At 33.3% G+C, this 17784-nt stretch carries 20 protein-coding genes; 5 read left to right on the plus strand and 15 right to left on the minus strand.

What is annotated here, in order from left to right:
• Positions 1-10: 10 nt before the first annotated feature.
• The 10 genes from L0669_RS12840 to murQ all read right to left on the minus strand — a co-directional run bounded on the left by L0669_RS12840 (position 11) and on the right by murQ (position 7438).
• The gene (locus L0669_RS12840) at positions 11-637 is read right to left on the minus strand and encodes a 3'-5' exonuclease (protein ID WP_263758103.1); all 627 of its coding nucleotides are present in this window, start codon (positions 635-637) and stop codon (positions 11-13) included.
• Between the two features lie 2 nt (positions 638-639).
• Positions 640-2556 carry a DUF294 nucleotidyltransferase-like domain-containing protein gene (locus tag L0669_RS12845; RefSeq protein ID WP_263758104.1) on the minus strand — a complete coding sequence of 639 codons (1917 nt, stop codon included), beginning with the start codon at positions 2554-2556 and terminating at the stop codon, positions 640-642.
• 206 nt (positions 2557-2762) lie between these two features.
• A complete protein-coding gene (locus L0669_RS12850; protein WP_173972788.1) occupies positions 2763-3536 on the minus strand; it encodes a TerC family protein in 774 nt (257 codons plus the stop codon).
• A gap of 24 nt (positions 3537-3560) precedes the next feature.
• The gene (locus L0669_RS12855; protein WP_173972787.1) at positions 3561-3932 is read right to left on the minus strand and encodes a DNA topoisomerase IV; all 372 of its coding nucleotides are present in this window, start codon (positions 3930-3932) and stop codon (positions 3561-3563) included.
• 293 nt (positions 3933-4225) lie between these two features.
• Positions 4226-4801, minus strand: coding sequence for a DUF1572 family protein (locus tag L0669_RS12860; RefSeq protein WP_263758105.1), 576 nt, complete (start codon positions 4799-4801; stop codon positions 4226-4228).
• 112 nt (positions 4802-4913) lie between these two features.
• On the minus strand, positions 4914-5486 hold the full coding sequence (locus L0669_RS12865; RefSeq protein WP_263758106.1) for a pentapeptide repeat-containing protein: 573 nt from the start codon (positions 5484-5486) through the stop codon (positions 4914-4916).
• Entirely contained in the window at positions 5474-5788 is a 315-nt protein-coding gene (locus L0669_RS12870) for a type II toxin-antitoxin system RelE/ParE family toxin (protein ID WP_263758107.1), read from the minus strand. The genes L0669_RS12865 and L0669_RS12870 overlap by 13 nt, the downstream gene beginning before the upstream one ends.
• Positions 5773-6003 (minus strand): hypothetical protein, encoded by a 231-nt coding sequence (locus L0669_RS12875; protein WP_263758108.1) that lies wholly within the window; start codon positions 6001-6003, stop codon positions 5773-5775. The genes L0669_RS12870 and L0669_RS12875 overlap by 16 nt, the downstream gene beginning before the upstream one ends.
• Before the next feature lie 27 nt (positions 6004-6030).
• Positions 6031-6252 carry a DUF6095 family protein gene (locus tag L0669_RS12880; protein ID WP_173972784.1) on the minus strand — a complete coding sequence of 74 codons (222 nt, stop codon included), beginning with the start codon at positions 6250-6252 and terminating at the stop codon, positions 6031-6033.
• Between the two features lie 361 nt (positions 6253-6613).
• The gene (gene murQ / locus L0669_RS12885) at positions 6614-7438 is read right to left on the minus strand and encodes an N-acetylmuramic acid 6-phosphate etherase (protein WP_263758110.1); all 825 of its coding nucleotides are present in this window, start codon (positions 7436-7438) and stop codon (positions 6614-6616) included.
• Between the two features lie 210 nt (positions 7439-7648).
• Here murQ and L0669_RS12890 point away from each other — a divergent pair, with 210 nt between their 5' ends.
• Together L0669_RS12890 and L0669_RS12895 are read left to right on the plus strand one after the other, a co-directional pair.
• Positions 7649-8770 carry a helix-turn-helix domain-containing protein gene (locus tag L0669_RS12890; RefSeq protein WP_263758112.1) on the plus strand — a complete coding sequence of 374 codons (1122 nt, stop codon included), beginning with the start codon at positions 7649-7651 and terminating at the stop codon, positions 8768-8770.
• A 155-nt stretch (positions 8771-8925) separates the two neighbouring features.
• Positions 8926-11310, plus strand: a complete 2385-nt coding sequence (locus L0669_RS12895) for a TonB-dependent receptor (protein ID WP_263758113.1) — start codon at positions 8926-8928, stop codon at positions 11308-11310.
• 226 nt (positions 11311-11536) lie between these two features.
• On the opposite strand, the gene L0669_RS12900 is transcribed toward L0669_RS12895, so the two are convergent.
• Together L0669_RS12900 and L0669_RS12905 are read right to left on the minus strand one after the other, a co-directional pair.
• Entirely contained in the window at positions 11537-12205 is a 669-nt protein-coding gene (locus tag L0669_RS12900; RefSeq protein WP_173972780.1) for a ZIP family metal transporter, read from the minus strand.
• Between the two features lie 92 nt (positions 12206-12297).
• Positions 12298-13062: a class I SAM-dependent methyltransferase gene (locus tag L0669_RS12905; protein WP_173972779.1), complete on the minus strand. Its 765-nt coding sequence runs from the start codon at positions 13060-13062 to the stop codon at positions 12298-12300.
• Between the two features lie 132 nt (positions 13063-13194).
• On the opposite strand from L0669_RS12905, the gene L0669_RS12910 reads away from it, so the two are divergent.
• The 3 genes from L0669_RS12910 (at position 13195) to L0669_RS12920 (ending at position 15476) form a co-directional block, all read left to right on the plus strand.
• On the plus strand, positions 13195-14358 hold the full coding sequence (locus tag L0669_RS12910; protein WP_173972778.1) for a THUMP domain-containing class I SAM-dependent RNA methyltransferase: 1164 nt from the start codon (positions 13195-13197) through the stop codon (positions 14356-14358).
• Between the two features lie 178 nt (positions 14359-14536).
• On the plus strand, positions 14537-14773 hold the full coding sequence (locus L0669_RS12915) for a hypothetical protein (RefSeq protein WP_173972777.1): 237 nt from the start codon (positions 14537-14539) through the stop codon (positions 14771-14773).
• Between the two features lie 10 nt (positions 14774-14783).
• Positions 14784-15476 carry an aspartate/glutamate racemase family protein gene (locus tag L0669_RS12920; protein ID WP_263758114.1) on the plus strand — a complete coding sequence of 231 codons (693 nt, stop codon included), beginning with the start codon at positions 14784-14786 and terminating at the stop codon, positions 15474-15476.
• Positions 15477-15519: 43 nt separating this feature from the next.
• Here L0669_RS12920 and L0669_RS12925 read toward each other — a convergent pair whose 3' ends face one another.
• Genes L0669_RS12925 through L0669_RS12935 form a run of 3 tightly spaced genes read right to left on the minus strand, consistent with a single transcriptional unit; the run spans position 15520 to position 17776 of the window.
• Positions 15520-16458: an XAC2610-related protein gene (locus L0669_RS12925; protein WP_263758115.1), complete on the minus strand. Its 939-nt coding sequence runs from the start codon at positions 16456-16458 to the stop codon at positions 15520-15522.
• 12 nt (positions 16459-16470) lie between these two features.
• Positions 16471-17268 (minus strand): DUF6048 family protein, encoded by a 798-nt coding sequence (locus L0669_RS12930; RefSeq protein ID WP_263758116.1) that lies wholly within the window; start codon positions 17266-17268, stop codon positions 16471-16473.
• Positions 17240-17776, minus strand: a complete 537-nt coding sequence (locus tag L0669_RS12935) for a DUF6452 family protein (protein ID WP_173972773.1) — start codon at positions 17774-17776, stop codon at positions 17240-17242. Before L0669_RS12935 ends, L0669_RS12930 begins: the two co-directional genes overlap by 29 nt.
• Between the last annotated feature and the right edge of the window lie 8 nt (positions 17777-17784).

The following is a 17784-nucleotide window of genomic DNA, read 5'->3' on the forward strand; positions in this document are numbered from 1 at the left end:
GTCAGGCTTTCTACTTAAACAAACTATTCAAATTAATATGTTTTTTCTCTTTTAGTTTTTTCACAATTTTCAAAAAAGCAATTGCCGTAATATACGCATCACCTAACGCAGTGTGGCGGTCTTTTTTAGAAATATCAAATTTATCTGCCAGATCGTCTAAAGTATAATGATCCTTTCGTTCGAATAAATGAGACTTGATCAGCGTTTTTTTGTATAAAATAGCAGTGTCTAAGCGTTTATTAGTTAAATGAGGTAATCCGTTTCGCTCTAAGGCTTTATTGATCATCGTAACATCAAAAACAGCATGATGCGCAATAATAATCGAATCGCCTAAAAAAGCCAGAAATTGTTGCAGAGCTTCTAATTCGGTAGGGCGCTGGATCACGAAAGCTTTTAAAATGCCGTGAATCTGAGCTGTCGATTTATCATAATGATCCTGCTCGATGTAAACCTCAAAACTATCCTGAATAGCAATTGTTCCGTTTTGTAAAACCAATGCACCAATACATAATATTCGGTCATTGTCATAATCAAAGCCCGTAGTTTCGGTATCTAAAACGACAAATCGGGTTTCTTCAATCGAAATATTCTCATCAAAGAGATCTTCTTCCTTTTTCCAAAAATTAAATAAACTCATAGTTATACCAAATTTGAAACATTAAAACGCACCGAAATCAATTCCTGAAGTTCTTTAATGGTTTTAAAAGTTCTTTTCAGCTTTATTTTTTCCATTTTAGATAACGATTCCAATGCAATAAATTGTCCGGAATCATGATGTAAAAGTCCTTGTTTGGTTCTGAATTTTAATAAAGCCTTAAAGGAATACGAACACGATAAATACAATTCTCTGTTATTAGGTTCTAACTCCGCAAGTTTTTCAAAACGTTCCGCTGTATTACTAATTGACTTCACCGAATGGGATAAAATCAAAACTCGTGCAGCATCAGTTAGAGGCATTAAAGCCCTTCTTTTTATATCAAAATGATCTTTATTCGCGCCATCTTGTTCGACCAGGAATTGTCTGAAAAAACCTGTTGGCGATGGACTTTGCAAAGCACCGCTAACCAAATGAACATAAAAAATAGGGTTTGCTTTTACATTTTCAAAAATAGATTCTGATAATTCATCCACAATTGCGGCATCTCCATAAGTCAAACTATAATCGAAAAAGATAAACGACAATAAAACTTCATTTTTCCCCGGATTCGTGATCCAGTGATGTACCTGATTTTTCCATTCCTTCAGACTCATACACCATTTTGGATTCGAAGCCATCATTTCGGCAGGGCAGTAGTCGTAGCCAATTTCAAAAAGCCCTTTGTTTACAAGAGCGGCAAATTTTAGGAAATATACTTTTGTTTCTTCTCTAAAAACCTCAGAAACATTTTCATAAACAATCGCATTATCCTGATCCGTATGCAGCATTTGTTCGCTTCGTCCCTGACTTCCTAAAGCCAGCCACGCAAATTTTACAGGAGGCGGACTACTCATTTTTTCTAACGAAATTTCTATAACGCGAGTCGTACAAGCCTCATTAAGCTCGGTAATAATCTTAGAAATCAAAGTCATCGGAATGTTCTGATCCAGATAGCCCTGAAGCAATTGCATGATTCTGGCACGAATTGGCTTAATTTCTTTTGCCTTTTTAGTCCTTTTAAGAGCTTTTATTAATACAGCAGGATTATTTCCTAAAGCCACCATGACATCATGTTTCGATAAAATACCAACAGCTTTAGTGTTAATCGTTCCATCTTTGGTTAAACATAAATAACTAATATTACTTTTCATCATCGCCATTTGAGCCTCTGTAACCGTCATTTTTTTAGGATAAGTAATAACAGGTTTGGTCATGATGGTTTCTGCAGTAGTCAGGATAGAATAATCTCCGGTTACGATTTTATTGCGCAAATCTTTATCTGTAATGATTCCTATTGGCAACATTTCGTCAACGATTAATATAGCTCCCACTTTTTTCTTGGTCATTATTTTGGCAATATCCCTCGCAGTAGTTGATGGACCACAGGTAACAATTTTCTTCGAATATTTGATCGGTTGTAAATCAAAAGAATCCCTTTCGGAGTTATTTTCGTGCAATAAATCATCACCATATAATTTATCTTTATGAATATCAGAATACGGGTTTCTGGTATTCGATGCATAACTTTCGATCAGGAAATTACCAACAGTTCTGTTTTCCAGCGCATAAGGTTTAAAAACAGCAATAGGAATGGCGTACAATATAGTCTCTTCATGCGCCACAGCTTCCATAATATAGTTTTCCTGCGCCAAAAGCGGACGTAATCCAAAAATATCACCTTCGTCACACATGTCTAAAACCGCATTTTTCTGGCTTTTTTTAAGCGCCACAGCACCTTTATGCACCACATAAAACGAATCGTGTGTTTCTTCGTTTTCGGCAAAGATTACAGCATCTTTATCTTTATAAACAATAGAAATTTGTTCAGATAGTTTTTCTAAATCCTTTTGATGTAAAAAGCTAAAAGGAGGAAAGCCCTTTAAAAAGTCGGCAACTCTATGCGAAATAGTATTTTTCATGCGTAAGATTTAGGTTCTAATGTAATACTTAAAATAGAAATGTAAAAGAAACACGCTTAAACTTTTTCGGTTTTGCCGCAAAGTCACAAAGACAAGAAGTTTTGTTTATTCTTAGTGTTTTTATGATATCTCGCATGTGAGTTAATGTGTTATAAAAATGCTGATATAAAAAAAAGCTCCACTAATGGAACTTTTTAATTAATAACTTATGATTGTTTTTTCCGAACTTTCATATTGATAAATTCAACAGCCAGTGAAAACGAAATCGCAAAATACAAATACCCTTTAGGAACCGCACCAATGTGTTCGCCGGCAAGCGCAGCATTCGATAAATGCATACTTTCAGTAATTAGCATGAAGCCAATTAATATCAAAAACGAAAGCCCTAATATTTGAATCGATGGATTTTTATTCACGAAATTTCCAACCGGAACAGCAAACAACATCATCACTAAAACCGAAATAATAACGGCAGTAATCATAATGGTCAGAGCACCATGTACGCCATTTGTCATACCAACAGCAGTTAAAATAGAATCTACCGAAAAAATTAAATCGATCAATAAAATCTGTACAATAACATTCGAAAACGACTTTTTTGCCGCCGTACCAATTGTTTTTTCTTCATCGCCTTTATGATCTACTTTTTCGCTAATTTCTTTGGTACTTTTATAGATCAGAAATAAACCTCCCACAAATAAAATTAAAGCCTGACCCGTAAAATCGCCTTCAAACCAACCCCAATGAATACTAAAAATCGTCGCTTTCATAGCAATCAAATACGAGATTCCCATCAACAAAGCAATTCGCATAAACATGGCTAAAAACAAACCAATTCGTGTTGCTTTTTTTCGATCTTCTTCAGGCAATTTACCCGTTACAATCGAGATAAAAATAATGTTATCGATTCCTAAAACAATTTCAAGAAAAGTCAGTGTCAATAAGGCAATCCAGGCATCGGGATTTAAAAATACTTCCATTCTAAAAAAGGTTTATTATATTATCTAGTCTAATTTTACCACAGTTCCGCGTTGTTTCTGATCAGAACCTACCATACCAAATTCAAAAGTATAAGAATCTTTAGAAGTCGTTAAGATCTTCATATTAATGGCTTTCTCTTCGGCCATATTTTTAGGATGTTTCTTCTGTAAAATATATTCGCAATCACTTACCCAGCGCACCGTTGAGGTATCTGTTTTACCTTCAAAAGTTTCGATTTCAATACCATCTTTACGCTCAAAAATTGTTGTTTTTTTTACGCCATTTACATCAAACTCAAATTTGAATTTTCCGTTTTTAAAATCTTTACAATTGTGTTCGGCATCGTAACAAGAAACTAAGGCAAGTAACGGAAGTAAGAATATAATTTTTTTCATTTTAAATAATTTGTTTTTTTAAAATCCCGATAGCTATCGGGACTGCTTTTCATTTCAATCTTTTTATTTTTTAAAGAAAAAAAATAAAAAGGATTTCCATTGCAATCAGGGCTAGGAATATATTGGATAAATTAAAAATAGTGTTACAATTAATGCAAAAATGATATTTATGAAAAACAGAAAAAATAAATTTCGTCTTCTGTTTTTATCAGCTTGTTCATCAGATAATTTTGTTTTACCAAATTTAATTAAAAGCCAATACCAAAATCCTCCTATGTAGGCATGAAACTCGATCATTTCAATCTCTTTAATTCATCATCGGTAAAGTTCTTGATTTCTTTTTCCTTGGCAAACTTTTCGGCATTATAATTTCCGGATTTATTTCTCGGAATCGATAAACTATCCCATTCGCCATTTTTAAGTTGTTTGGCATAAAAAACGATCTGCCCAACGTGATAAGGATAATGTGCCAATTGACGATTAATGGCTTCAATAACCGTGTGACCTTCATTTCTAATATAAATGATATCAGACAATTGTTCCGGTTTCAAACTGTTTAGAGCATCTAGAAAGCAATCCCAGCCTTTATTCCAGACAACAAGAACTTCGTCTTTAGATTGCAAATCATTTTCGAATTCGGCATCACGATTACGCCATTCCTTTTCACCATCAGAAGTCAGGAAATCGGTCCATCGTGAGAGCATATTACCGGAAATATGTTTAATTATGGTCGCAATACTATTCGTGTCTTCGTTTATCGAAACAAAAAGCTGATGAGGTTCTAGCTGATCTATTGCTTTTTCGCCAAGCATTTTATAATACAAAAATTGCTTTTTAACGCTTTCTAAATAAGATGCTGTTGCTTCCATAATTATAATCGTATAATTAAAATCTAGTTCTTTTTTGCCACGAATTCATGAATTATAATTATCACCTTTAGAATAAAAAAAATCGTGAATTGGTGCTTTTTTAAACGGATTGTTAGACAATCTTAATGTCGTATTTATCTAAAAGTCCCACAATGCCATCATTAGAGAATTGCGCTTTTTTCATCGGATTAAATTCCGGATCGATTTTATAGTTGTAAGCTGTTTTAAAATTAACAGCCGCCAATTGCGTATCATTAAAAATAGCACCTTCTAAATTACAATTATCAAAAACCGAACTTGTTAAATTTGTTCCTATAAAAGTAACCTCCCTTACAGAACAATTTATAAACTTGGTTTTTGGCATTTTTTTATTCGAAAAAATGGCATAATCTAAAACGCTTTCTTCAAAATAAACCTGAAATAAAAAATCGTCGCATTCATTAAAAGCGATTCCTAAAAGCTTACAGTTTTTGAAACTCACGTTTTTTAAATTCGTACCAAATAAACTCGTCATCGATAAGTTGCAATCGATAAATTCGCAGTCTAAAAAAGTATTGTGAGCAAAATTGCTGTTAGAAAAATCACAGTTTTTAAAAACACAATCTTCAAACTCCCGATTGTTTATTTTTTTGTCAATATAAATGACTTTCTCGAACGTTTTTTGAATGTGAATTATACCTTCCATGAATATTTTTTTTGTTGCTGAGCGTTGTGACGAACACGAAGAATGTAAATGTTCTCTTCGGTTATTTGGTATGAAAGAGCATAATCATACACGGCATAAACTCTAAAAGAACCGTCGTTATTGGTCTTTTGTTTGTCTAGTTTATATATTTCGGGTTGTGTTTTTAGTATTTCGGTACTGTCAAAAATAGTGTTAACTACTTTGTCAGCTATTGTAATCGATTTACTTTCAAAGAAAATATAAAAATGAATGTCTTCTAATTGATTTAAAGCATCGCTTGACCAAATTATTTTCTTCCCCATTTTTTTGCAATTTCCTTAGCTTGATCTTCAGTATAAGAATTGCCTTTTTTAATATTTTCTAAGGCACTTTCTATATCTAAATTATATGAGGCATCCGATTCTGCTGTCGAATTATTTATTGATTGTAAAAGATGTTTGAGTTTTTCTACAAAAGAAGGATCTTTTACTTTGTCAATTTCTTGATGTATCCAATTTATTTCTGCTTGTATATCCATGATAGCGAATTTTAGTAAAGATACAAATTAGTCATTAAAGATACCTTTCATAATAACTTTCAATCCGTAAAAAATCAGAAACATGGCACTTAAACAAGCCACAATACCAATTCCTAAAACTAGATAATGCCAATTAGTATGCTGATTCATAAAAGCGTTATAAATCAACGAAGGGCCAATAAATAAAAGAGGTAACGAACCTGATAAATATTTAATTCCTTTTCCTAATAATTCTTTATTTGTTGCCATTTTTTTGTTTTTGTTTTGAAAAGTTTCAGGTTTACCGCAATCTTGTCATTTCGATTACTAACGATAAAAGCAAATCTTTTTTTTCAGGAGCTAATCCCGCTATACGTTCCAATCTTTTATTTTTTTAAAGGAAAAAAATAAAAGGATTTCCACTTCTATCGGGGCTAGGACATTCGTTTTCATAACAATGTTTTCGTATAGTTTGTCATCCTGAGGAACGAAGGATCACACCAGAAACTTTGCAAAGAAAATCGTTAATCATTGTCGATTTGCGAGTGTGATTTCTCATTCTTCGAATTGACAAACTTTATGAACTTTGACAAAGATTACTCTTTAAAACCTTGCGCTCTTTGCGGTTCAATCAAACCTCTTTTTGTAAATTATAATTGTCGACAGCATTTCTCACGCTGCCATATTTTTTTAATAATTGAGAACCTTCTTCGTATGAAACTGGAATTTCATCCATGATCATTTTCACGCCGCGGTCTACCAATTTAATATTACTCAATTGCATATCAACCATTTTGTTGCCTTTCACTTTTCCAAGTTGAATCATAGCAGCGGTCGAAATCATGTTTAAAACTAATTTTTGTGCTGTTCCGGCTTTCATTCTGGAGCTTCCGGTAATAAATTCAGGACCTACAACAACTTCTATAGGAAATTGAGCCGTTAATGCCAAAGGACTTCCAGCATTGTTGGTAATACATCCTGTAAGAATATTGTTTTCATTGCAGGTTTCTAAACCACCAATTACATAAGGAGTTGTTCCTGAAGCAGCAATACCAATTACGACGTCGTTTGCACCAATATTATTTGCCTTAAGATCGATCCAGGCTTGTGTGGCATTATCTTCGGCGTTTTCTACAGCTCTGCGAATGGCGGTATCGCCACCGGCAATTATTCCGTTTACTAAATCAAAAGGAACACCAAAAGTAGGAGGACATTCTGAGGCATCAACAACACCCAAACGGCCGGATGTTCCGGCTCCAATATAAAAAAGGCGTCCGCCAAGCTTTAGTTTAGCCACAATTTGTGCAACTAAAGCTTCAATTTGAGGAATGGCTTTTTCGACTGCATTAGGAACAGTCTTGTCTTCCTCATTGATATTGGTAAGCAATTCATGAACTGACATTTTTTCTAAATGCTCGTATTTTGATGCTTGTTCTGTAATTTTTGTAAACGTCATTTGTTAGTATAATTGGTCGTGTCAAAATTAATCTTTTTTATTTCAATCTCGAAATTTAGAACATAAAGTAATAAAACTTTATAAATCTTTTTCCTTATAATTTTATTATTTAACGACTGTTTTTTTTAAACTTTGTTACATGAACTAAAATATTATATTTGTTTACTAATCTGAAAAGAAATAATGGATATAGAAAGCTTCTTAAGTTTTATGAGCGGGATATCAGTTTTTGTTTCATTATTACTGATACTCTTTTTATTAACGGTAAAAACAGAAAATAAATTAGCAAACCGATTATTTGCTGTGTATTTGCTGTTTTTTGCAATTGATAATCTTGGAATTTTCATGAGCGAAGATTTTATTAGAGATCATTTTAACTTAGAATTTTTCAGGTGGACTGTTTGCGCTTTGATAATTCCTGTTTTCTATCTCTATGTTTTATCAGTTTGTTTTGCTGATTTTCGATTACAAACCAAACATTTACTTCATACGATTCCTTTTTTAGCTGCAAATGTGGTTTTCATTTTCAGGTTGCACTTTTTAAGCGATCAGGAAAAAATACATTTTTATGATCATCGTAATCAACTTCCTGAATTGTTTGGCTTTCAGATTATGTTAAGCTTTCAGATTTTGTGCTACAGCATTGCAGTATTTTTGGTTTTAAAAAAATACAAAGAAATCTATCAGGAAAATTATACGAATCCTAAAACTTCGATTTTTAAATGGCTATTTCAAATATCGACTGCACTTTTTATTTTGTATTATTTATCGATAGCAAAGAATGTTTTAAGATATATAGATATTGAAGTATTATGGATTTGGGCCAATGTAGTAATGCAAATTCTTGTTTTAATAGTTACGTGTTGGTTTGTGCTAAAAGCGCTGAATCATCCTGAACTTTTTCGCGGAATCGATTCGAAATTGCAATTGGCAAGAGATATTCTTCCTAAGGAAAATGAAAATGTTGTTGAGATAAAAGACAATCAAAACGAAGCGGTTGTTAGTCAAATTTCAACATTGAAACATTATATGGCAGAGAAAGAACCCTTTCTTAATCCGTCGCTTACCATTCAGGAACTTTCTAACCAGATTGAAATTCCGGTTCGGGATTTATCTGTTTTGATAAATCATCATATGGACCAGCATTTTTTTGATTTTGTAAATGAATATCGCATTCAAAAAGCGATGAGTATTTTAAAAAATCCTTTAAAAAGTGATCTTACGGTTTTAGAAATTTTATATGAAGTAGGTTTTAATTCGAAATCGTCTTTTAATACTTCTTTTAAAAAATATACAAATTTAACGCCTACAGCCTATAGAAACGCTTCATAATAAGCGTTTTGTAAAAAGTCGTACGTCGTGCCTAATAAAGTCGAACCAATTTCCTGAGCAGAAATTGGTTCGACTTTTTTTTGTCGGTCGAATTCTGAAAATTTCTAAGGCAACTTTGCTTCAAATTAACCGAACAAGTTTAAAAATTAGAAATCATGAAAAAAGCAAACCTCCTTATCTTTTTATTAATGCCTTTATTTTGTTTAGCGCAATCAACGGTAAAATTGAAAGGAAAAATATCCGGCAAAACGACTTTATTAGAATGGGCAGGTGTTTCGATATTAAATGCAGAAGGAAAAATAGTAGGCGGAACAACAAGCACAAAAGATGGTACTTTTGATATCGAGATTAAAAAAGGTACTTATAAAATAGAAGTAAGTCTTTTAGGATTTACAGATTACAAAAAAGAAATTACTGTTGAAAAAGACACCGATTTAGGTACAATTATTTTAATAGAAAGTGCTACAAATTTAGGCGAAGTGGTAATTCAGTCGAGAAAGAATACGATTGAACAGAAAATAGATCGTGTGGTGTATAATCCTGAAAATAATATAAACACGGCAGGCGGTGATGCTTTGAGTGCTATAAATACAGCCCCAGGCGTTGTGGTAAAAAATAATGCGATAACTATATTAGGAAAAGGAACTTCTCGAGTTATGATTGATGGAAGGATGATAGAATTAACCGGTGAAGAACTGAATGTTTTTTTGAAATCTATTTCGGCGAGTGATATTAAAAACATCGAAATTATTAGTAACCCTTCGTCGAAATTTGAAGCCGAAGGAGATGGTGGAATGATTAACATTATTATGAAAAAGGGAGCTCGTAATTCCTGGAAAAATACAACGATAGCGTCATACGACCAGAATAAATATGGCATTTATGCTTTAAGGAATAATTTCTTTTATAATAAAAATAAATTTAGATTTTCGGCAAGTGTTAATGGAAAAACAGGTTATAAAAAAATTGAAGAAAATCTTGATATGTATTTTGTTGAAGGCCCTTCGAAAATGAATGTAATTACGAAGCTGAATGAGGAAAACGTATCTGGAAAACTAGGTTTAAATTATGATTTTTCTGAAAAAACTACGATTGGTTTTCAATTTTTAAAAGATAAAAGCAATCCTGATTTTGATTCGGATATCAGGATAGATAAATATAATGCTCAAAATGAATTAGAAAGCTATATCCTTAATGAGAGTTTTTTAGACAGAAAATCGGGTAATCAGACTTATAATTTGCATTTGATTACAAAACTGGATTCTCTAAATAGAAAATTATCATTTGATGTGGATTACTTTAATTATGATTCAAAATTCGACAGAGATTTTATTGCAAACAATTATTCATCAGACGGAACTTTTGTAGATGTGAATCAATCGGGTCGAAATATTTCTAATCAGGAAATTGATAATTTGAGTTTTAAAGCTGATATGGAACATCCGCTTAAAGCAATAAACTTGTCTTATGGTGCGAAAGTAAGTTTTACAACGAGTAATAGCGATGTTGTTTTTTTTAATACAATTACGGGAACTCCGGTTTTAGACGTGAACCAGACTAACCAATTTAAATATACAGAGAATAATCAGGCGATTTATATTAGTGGTAACAAGAAAATCAATGAAAAATGGAATTTTCAATTGGGATTGCGATTAGAGAATACACAGACAAATGGTTTTTCTAAAACTTTAAATCAGGAAACGGTAAACAATTACTTGAAGTTGTTCCCAACGTTTTATAGTTCTTATCAAAAAAATGAAAACAATAGTTTTAGTTTGAATTATGGAAGAAGAATTCGAAGACCAAGTTTTAGTTTGTTGAATCCGTTTAGGGTTTACATTAGCAGTAATAGTTATTCAGAGGGGAATCCTTTTTTAAAGCCTTCTTTTAGCGACAATTTTGAGTTTGCACATACGTATAAAAAGATATTGAAAACGAGTATTTTTTTAAATTCAATCAGTGATGGTTATGGCGTGATTTTTACTGCAAATCCTGAAACATTGACGCAAATTGTATCGAGAGAGAATTATTTTAAAGGTATTAATTACGGAATTGGAGAAACGTACTCGGCCCATTTTGCAGATTGGTGGCAGAGCGAAAATTCATTGTATTTTTTGAGTTCAGATATTAAATTTATAAAAGATATCAATGCAACACCGGTAAATGGGCTTCAGGTTGATTTTTCGACAAATAATACTTTTTCGTTGGGTAAGGCAACTAAACTTCAACTCGATTTTAATTATACGTCGCCTTATAAAAGTGGTTTGTATGATACGGGATATGCATCGAGTTTGAATATTGGTTTTAAACAGGATTTGCTAAACAAAGCAGTGCAGATTTCGGTTTTGATAAATGATATTTTTAATACTTCTTATTTGAAGAATGATGCTTCTATTGTAAATGGGGTGAGACAAGTTTATAGCCAGAATGAAAGCAATAGATTTGTTCGTTTATCTCTGGTTTATAATTTTGGAAACAAAAAAATTGATGTAAATCAGCGTGGTTTTGGAAACGAAGAGGAGAAAAACAGGGCCAGGTAATTAGATAATTTTGTCAATTAGATAATTAGATAATTGAAAATACACACAATTATCCTAACAGGTTTTTGAAACCTGTTAGGTGTTTTTTTTACTATAAGTTCTTGTTTTTTGCGTGAGGGATAGGAGCTAACTACCGAAGTAGTGTGGATAGCCCGACCGGATTTGCGAAAGGCGCGTATAAGCGGTAGGTTAGATGGCGCCTTTTGTAAATGTGGTCACGCCCAGATTATAGAAAGAATGCTAATAAAATTCCGAGAACGATCATAGAAACTTTGGCAACATTGAATTTGTGTCCTTCGCTGCTTTCGAAAATAATGGTCGAGGAAATATGAAATAAAATCCCGATTACAACGGCGGTAATTTCGGTATAATAATCGTTTAAAAAAGGGACAAAATCTGATGCAATTGTACCAAGCGGAGTCATGATGGCAAAGGTAAGCATGAAGGCGAAAATGGCTTTTTTATTGAGGTTTGCATTGATGAAAAAGGTGGTCAGGATTACGGCAATTGGCAGGTGATGAATGGCTATGCCAAGTGCTAAATCATGATGATGGCTTACGGGAAAACCTTCTAAAAAGGCGTGAATACACAAACTTATAAAAAGCAACCACGGAATCTGGCTCATTTGTGCATGTCCGTGAACGTGCCCGTGTTCTGCTCCTTTTGAGAAAAACTCTAATATGATCTGAAACAAAATTCCGACCATAATAAAGATGCCTATATTGTGATTGTGTGTTTCGTAAACGTCCGGCAACAAGTGCATTACGGTTAGGGATAACAAAAATGAACCGCTAAAAGCAAGCAATAGTTTTAGATTGGTTTTGCTTTTTGGTTTTAAAAACAAAGCCACTATATAACCTAAAAGTACAGAAAATAAGGGTAATAGATAATTCATTTCGTTTTGGTGTAATCGTTGATTTGTTTAATCGGTTAATCGGATAATTGTTTTTTTGACGATTAAACAAATTAACAGTTAAACAATTAAACCTATTTAAAAATCATGATTAATCGTTCGCTTTCGGTTTTATGGAATTTTTTGAGTTTATAATCTCCAAAAATATCTAAGAGATAAATGCCGGCTTCGTCCATTAAATCCTGAAAGTCTTTCAAAGTTAATGCTTTTACTTTTTCGGTAAAATGATATTGACGTCCCTGATCTTCAAAATCTATTTCTTTGAAAATATGTCCGTCTTCAACGTATCTTTTTATTTTAAAATCGATGTCATCGACTGTTTTTACTTCTTCGGGAACCAGGGTTTCGATTACATTGGCTACGTTCATGAAGTCGATAACGGCAAAACCATACTCAGACAAGCTTTCTTTGATGGCTTTAAGGGTGGTTAGGTTGTCATCGTCGCTTTCGAAATAGCCAAAACTTGTAAAAAGATTAAAAATAGCATCGAACTTTTCTTCAAAAGGTTCGCGCATATCGTGCACTTTAAAATGCAGGGTTTCGTTGCTGTTTTTGCTGGCTTCGGCAATGCTGTTTTCAGACAGATCGGCGCCTAAAACATTAAAACCTAATTGATTTAAATAGATTGAATGGCGTCCTTTTCCGCAGGCTAAATCAAGAACTTTTGCTTTTTCTGGCAAATTGAGATAATGCGTAAGATTATCCATAAAAATTTGTGCCTCGCGGTAGTTTCTATCTTTATAAAGAATGTGATAATATGGAGTATCAAACCATGACGTAAACCAATTTTCGGTGTTACGTTCCTGATTTGGTGTTGATGAGTTTGGTGCGTCAGACATTTATTCTATTTCAATTAATTCAAAGTCCCGCAAATTTAGTGTATTTTTGCCGAAAAATAACTATTTCGTGACGATACCTGAATAATCAGATGTGTGTTTGCGATCGGAGTTTTTTTTAATTCAAAAATAAAGATGGAAGAAAATTTTAGAATGATAGCCAAATGTTTTTTTGGTTTTGAAGAAATATTAGAGAATGAATTGCGTGCGCTTGGTGCTCAGGATGTCGAAAAAGGCGTGCGAATGGTAAGTTTTAAAGGTGATAAAGGTTTTATGTACAAAGCCAATTTATCTTTGCGTACTGCGCTTAAGGTGTTGAAACCTATTTATTCGTTTAGAGCAAATAATGAGCAGGCATTGTATAAAGGAATTTCGGGTGTGAACTGGTCTAAGTTATTAAATGCCAATCAGACTTTTGTAATTGATGCAACCGTACATTCGACTTATTTTAATCATTCTGAGTTTGTTTCTCAAAAATGTAAAGATGCGATTGTAGATCAGTTTAGAGAAAGAACGGGTCAGCGCCCAAGTATTGATAAAGCTTTTCCTGATTTAAGAATCAATGTTCATATCGATAAAGATCAGGTTTCTGTTGCTTTAGATACTTCAGGAAACTCATTGCATCAGCGTGGTTACAGAACGGCTACGAATATTGCGCCTATCAACGAGGTTTTGGCAGCAGGAATATTGTTGTTGTCTGGTTGGGAAGGACAAAGTCATTTTCTTGACCCGATGTGTGGTTCAGGAACTTTCCTTGCAGAAGCGGCTATGATTGCTTGTAATATTCCGGCAAATATTAACCGTAAAGAATTTGCTTTTGAAAAATGGAAAGACTGGGATAATGATTTGTTTGAGCAGATTATAAACAGTTTGATGAAAAAAACAAAGGAATTTCATTATACCATAAAAGGTTTTGATAAAGCGCCAAGTGCTGTAAACAAAGCCAAAGACAATATCAGAAACGCCAATCTTGAAGATTATGTTACTATAAAGGAAGAAAACTTCTTTGATACTGAAAAAGAGGTTGAAGGAAAACTGCATATGGTTTTTAATCCGCCTTATGATGAGCGTTTGGATATACATATGGAAGAATTCTACAAAAACATTGGAGATACTTTAAAGAAAAGCTATCCGGGAACAAATGCCTGGTTTATTACAGCAAATCTTGAAGCCTTGAAGTTTGTAGGACTAAAACCTTCCCGTAAAATTAAACTCTTTAACGGAAGCCTTGAAGCACGTTTGGTAAAATACGAAATGTACGAAGGTAGTAAGAGAACGAAGTTTCAGGTTTCTGAATAGGTACAAAGGTTCAGAGGCGCAAAGGTACAAAGGGAAAACTATGTTGCTTTGTACCTCAAAAAAGGAAAAATAATTAAGTTTAAAAAATAGTTACAAAGAAATAAGAGTCTAAAGGTACAGAGAGAGAAAACCTTTGTCCCTCTGAGCCTTTGTAACTTTGAACCTTAAAAAGAAAGAAATGTCAAAATTACAAGTAAGAGCTTTTTTATACCAGTTAGGATGTTTTGCGATTTTATTTATTGCAGGACGATTCGTGGTTGCGATGTATACAGGATTAACGGGACTTTGGATTCCGATGACTGCTTTTATCGTAGCTACTTTGATTTCGCCTAAATTTCAGGCGGTAAAAACTAAGGATGGTGAAAAACTTTTCATGAAATGGATTTTTATAAAAGGAATCAGAGAAATAGGATAATCGATTTTATATGAAGATAATTGGACTTATAGGAGGTATTAGCTGGGTTTCGACCGGTGATTATTACAAACTTATAAATCAGGGAATCAATGACAAATTGGGAGGGCTTAACTTCTCTGAATGTCTTATTTATTCTTTTAATTATGCTGATATAAAAAAGAACAATGAAAATAACGATTGGGATTCGACTTTTAATTTGCTTTTAAAGGGATGCCAGTTTCTTAAACAGGGCGGGGCAGAAGCCATAGTTTTGTGTGCTAATACAATGCATTTTATTGCTGACAGACTTGAAGCGGCAATAGATTTGCCTATTATTCATATCGCAAATGCAACAGCCATTGAAATCGAGAAACAGGAACTGAAAAAAGTAGGTTTGTTGGGAACTAAATTCACGATGGAACTTGATTTTTTTAAGGACAAGCTTTTGCAAAAAGGAATCGAAGCGATAATTCCAAAAAGTGAAGAGGATAAAGATTTTATTCATACCACTATTTTTGAAGAACTTGGAAAAGGTATTGTAACCAGCGAAACTAAAAAACGTTATTTAGAAATTGCCAATCAATTAATAAAAGAAGGAGCCGAAGGAATTATTTTAGGTTGTACCGAAATTCCGTTGGTGATAAAACCGGAAGATCTTACGGTACCCATTTTTGATACTGCATTAATACATTCAAATGCAGCTGTTGATTTTCAGTTGTCATAACAATAAACAAAAAAGCCATGAACGATTAATTCATGGCTTTTTTTTATTTCTGATATTGTTTGACTTTTACTGATTTGTTGTTTTTTATTTCGTACTCAGTATAAGTAGTTTTGTCGCTGTCTTCGAAACTTTCCACTTTTTTGATCAGGTAGAAATTGTTGTTAGACCATTTGTAATAGCTATCGGTTTCGTTTCCGCTGCCGTCGGCTTCATATTTGATGAATTCTTTGTTCTTTTGGTCAAAATGCAAATATTCTAATTCTTCGAGTTTTGTGTTTCTAATGAACTGCTTCTTCGTTTTATCGTATATAAAATAAAGAAAGCCACCATCATATTTAATTCGGTCAGGGAAATAAATAGGAATTTTGATATCCAGGAGCCCGTCAAAATTTAAATCTTCTAATTCTACTGCTGCGTCTTTTTCGTAAATGGCTTTGTTGAAACCAGAAAGCGTTTGCACTTTTTCTTTTTTAGCATTAAAAATATCCAGTTTGCTAATCAGGAAATTGTCAGCCAATTCGCCGTTCATATTTTCAGCTTTACCTTTATGCGGGTTTAGTTTGTAAGTATAGTTTTTTGGATTAAAAACAGATAAATCTTCCAGACAAGTAAGCGTCGCATCAAATTTTTTATCCTTTTTTACATTTTGCCATATACCGCTTAATTTGTGCTCATTGTCTAATTGTAGTACAAAAGAGCCTGTTTTGGCAGGAACATTTCCTTTTTTTGTTGCTGTATAGGTTGTTTCGTCCAGTTTTATCTGGCCTGCTTTATAAGTGCCTTTTGTAAAAATAGGCATGTCTTTACTATTTTTTAAGTAGTAATAACTTCCGGAAACAGAATCTTGTCCCTGAATGAATTCGATTGTCATTTCTATAGGATACTTGTCTATTTTTCCTGAGAAATGCAACGAAGTTTTGACAATTGTTTTTTGAGCAAAAGCAATTTGGCTAAAGATAAAAAGAATAAGAATTTTGTTCATCTTAGCTTAAAACTAATTTTTAGGAGTTTCGATAATTGTCGGAATAATAGTTTTTTTCTTGTAAAGCGGAATAAAATAAGAAACGGTGTAGTTAAAACCTACTCCAAAACTTCCGTCGTAAGTTCTGTTAAAACCCGGTATGTATAAATTATCAAAGCCTGATGGTTTTGAATTGGCCACCAGCATTTTTAACTGAACACCAAATCCAACAAATACATTATTAAAAACTTTTGCTTTTAATCCCATCGCAACTTCTAGCCATCCCGCTGTTAAACCAGTATATTTTTGACCAGCAGCAACTGCCGGCTGTTCTCCCCAATACGGATTTGCATTGTAGATTTTATAACTATTTAATTGCTGGCTAAAAGTACTAAAACCTCCACGTAAACCTATTGTAATTAAGTTTTCCATGTCTAGCCAGTTTTGGTATAAATTATAGTCAAAACCTCCTTTTATGTACGTTCCGGTTGCAGTTGAGTTTAATCTGTCATCATCTGTAGTTTTATCTTCGAAACCCAATTCAGCGGCGATGTAGTATTTTTTCGTTAAACGAAAATCTCCCACAATTTCAATTCCTTTATAATCTTTGTCATAAAGGCCGCGAGTCAGTTTGTACAAATCAACACCCACACGAAGGCCGTAGCGATCTGTTTTGATGCTGTCTTTTTTTACTTCTTCAAGAGCAGGTTTTGCAGTCTCGGTTTTAGGCTTTTCTTTTGTTACTGTTTTAGTTGCTGTTTCCTGAGTATGGCCCAAAAACATTGAAAACAATAAGACAGAACTAAAAATATACTTGAATGTGTGTTTCATTTTCAGATTCAATGTTACGGGTTTTTACAAAAATTTCCTGCATCCAGTTACCATCACCGGCCGGATCTGTTCGTACGAAAGGATTTACCGGAGCGAGTGTAAAAGTAGTCTTAAAACCGCAGGCTCTCGATACATATACATTTTGATGCGTATAATCAATTTTTATTACATCAGTATTTATGGCAGCCGCATTAGGACTTAGTGAGTTGTATACAAATTTGTATATGGTAGAAATTGTATCTGTTCGCAGTGGTATAGAAACAGTATTTGCATTTGTTACATATTTAGTTGTATCTGTTACACTTTTGTTGAAAATAATTCCTTCTGTTTTTCCTTGTCCAATTACCATCAAATTGTTTACATTTCTGGGCTTTGTCGAGTTATTGATATCATAAAATGCAATTACCAATCGAGGAGTAGTGGGCGTATTTGCATCACAAATATCATCTTTCTCACAGCTGGATAAACCAAAAGTGAAGACCAATAAAAGAGAGATTATTTTTTTCATTTATATTT

The sequence above is a fragment of the Flavobacterium bizetiae genome, assembly GCF_024271895.1.
Classification (GTDB): domain Bacteria; phylum Bacteroidota; class Bacteroidia; order Flavobacteriales; family Flavobacteriaceae; genus Flavobacterium; species Flavobacterium bizetiae.

Bases quoted from the DNA above. Each gene is read 5' to 3' on its own strand.
- L0669_RS12875 (WP_263758108.1), bottom strand. From the start codon at position 6,003: ATGGATATACAAGCAGAAATAAATTGGATACATCAAGAAATTGACAAA.
- L0669_RS12920 (WP_263758114.1), top strand. From the start codon at position 14,784: ATGAAGATAATTGGACTTATAGGAGGTATTAGCTGGGTTTCGACCGGT.
- L0669_RS12850 (WP_173972788.1), bottom strand. From the start codon at position 3,536: ATGGAAGTATTTTTAAATCCCGATGCCTGGATTGCCTTATTGACACTG.
- L0669_RS12870 (WP_263758107.1), bottom strand. From the start codon at position 5,788: ATGGGGAAGAAAATAATTTGGTCAAGCGATGCTTTAAATCAATTAGAA.
- L0669_RS12845 (WP_263758104.1), bottom strand. From the start codon at position 2,556: ATGAAAAATACTATTTCGCATAGAGTTGCCGACTTTTTAAAGGGCTTT.
- L0669_RS12880 (WP_173972784.1), bottom strand. From the start codon at position 6,252: ATGGCAACAAATAAAGAATTATTAGGAAAAGGAATTAAATATTTATCA.
- L0669_RS12895 (WP_263758113.1), top strand. From the start codon at position 8,926: ATGAAAAAAGCAAACCTCCTTATCTTTTTATTAATGCCTTTATTTTGT.
- L0669_RS12865 (WP_263758106.1), bottom strand. From the start codon at position 5,486: ATGGAAGGTATAATTCACATTCAAAAAACGTTCGAGAAAGTCATTTAT.
- L0669_RS12840 (WP_263758103.1), bottom strand. From the start codon at position 637: ATGAGTTTATTTAATTTTTGGAAAAAGGAAGAAGATCTCTTTGATGAG.
- murQ (WP_263758110.1), bottom strand. From the start codon at position 7,438: ATGACGTTTACAAAAATTACAGAACAAGCATCAAAATACGAGCATTTA.
- L0669_RS12905 (WP_173972779.1), bottom strand. From the start codon at position 13,062: ATGTCTGACGCACCAAACTCATCAACACCAAATCAGGAACGTAACACC.
- L0669_RS12925 (WP_263758115.1), bottom strand. From the start codon at position 16,458: ATGAACAAAATTCTTATTCTTTTTATCTTTAGCCAAATTGCTTTTGCT.
- L0669_RS12910 (WP_173972778.1), top strand. From the start codon at position 13,195: ATGGAAGAAAATTTTAGAATGATAGCCAAATGTTTTTTTGGTTTTGAA.
- L0669_RS12930 (WP_263758116.1), bottom strand. From the start codon at position 17,268: ATGAAACACACATTCAAGTATATTTTTAGTTCTGTCTTATTGTTTTCA.
- L0669_RS12860 (WP_263758105.1), bottom strand. From the start codon at position 4,801: ATGGAAGCAACAGCATCTTATTTAGAAAGCGTTAAAAAGCAATTTTTG.
- L0669_RS12855 (WP_173972787.1), bottom strand. From the start codon at position 3,932: ATGAAAAAAATTATATTCTTACTTCCGTTACTTGCCTTAGTTTCTTGT.
- L0669_RS12890 (WP_263758112.1), top strand. From the start codon at position 7,649: ATGAGCGGGATATCAGTTTTTGTTTCATTATTACTGATACTCTTTTTA.
- L0669_RS12900 (WP_173972780.1), bottom strand. From the start codon at position 12,205: ATGAATTATCTATTACCCTTATTTTCTGTACTTTTAGGTTATATAGTG.
- L0669_RS12915 (WP_173972777.1), top strand. From the start codon at position 14,537: ATGTCAAAATTACAAGTAAGAGCTTTTTTATACCAGTTAGGATGTTTT.
- L0669_RS12935 (WP_173972773.1), bottom strand. From the start codon at position 17,776: ATGAAAAAAATAATCTCTCTTTTATTGGTCTTCACTTTTGGTTTATCC.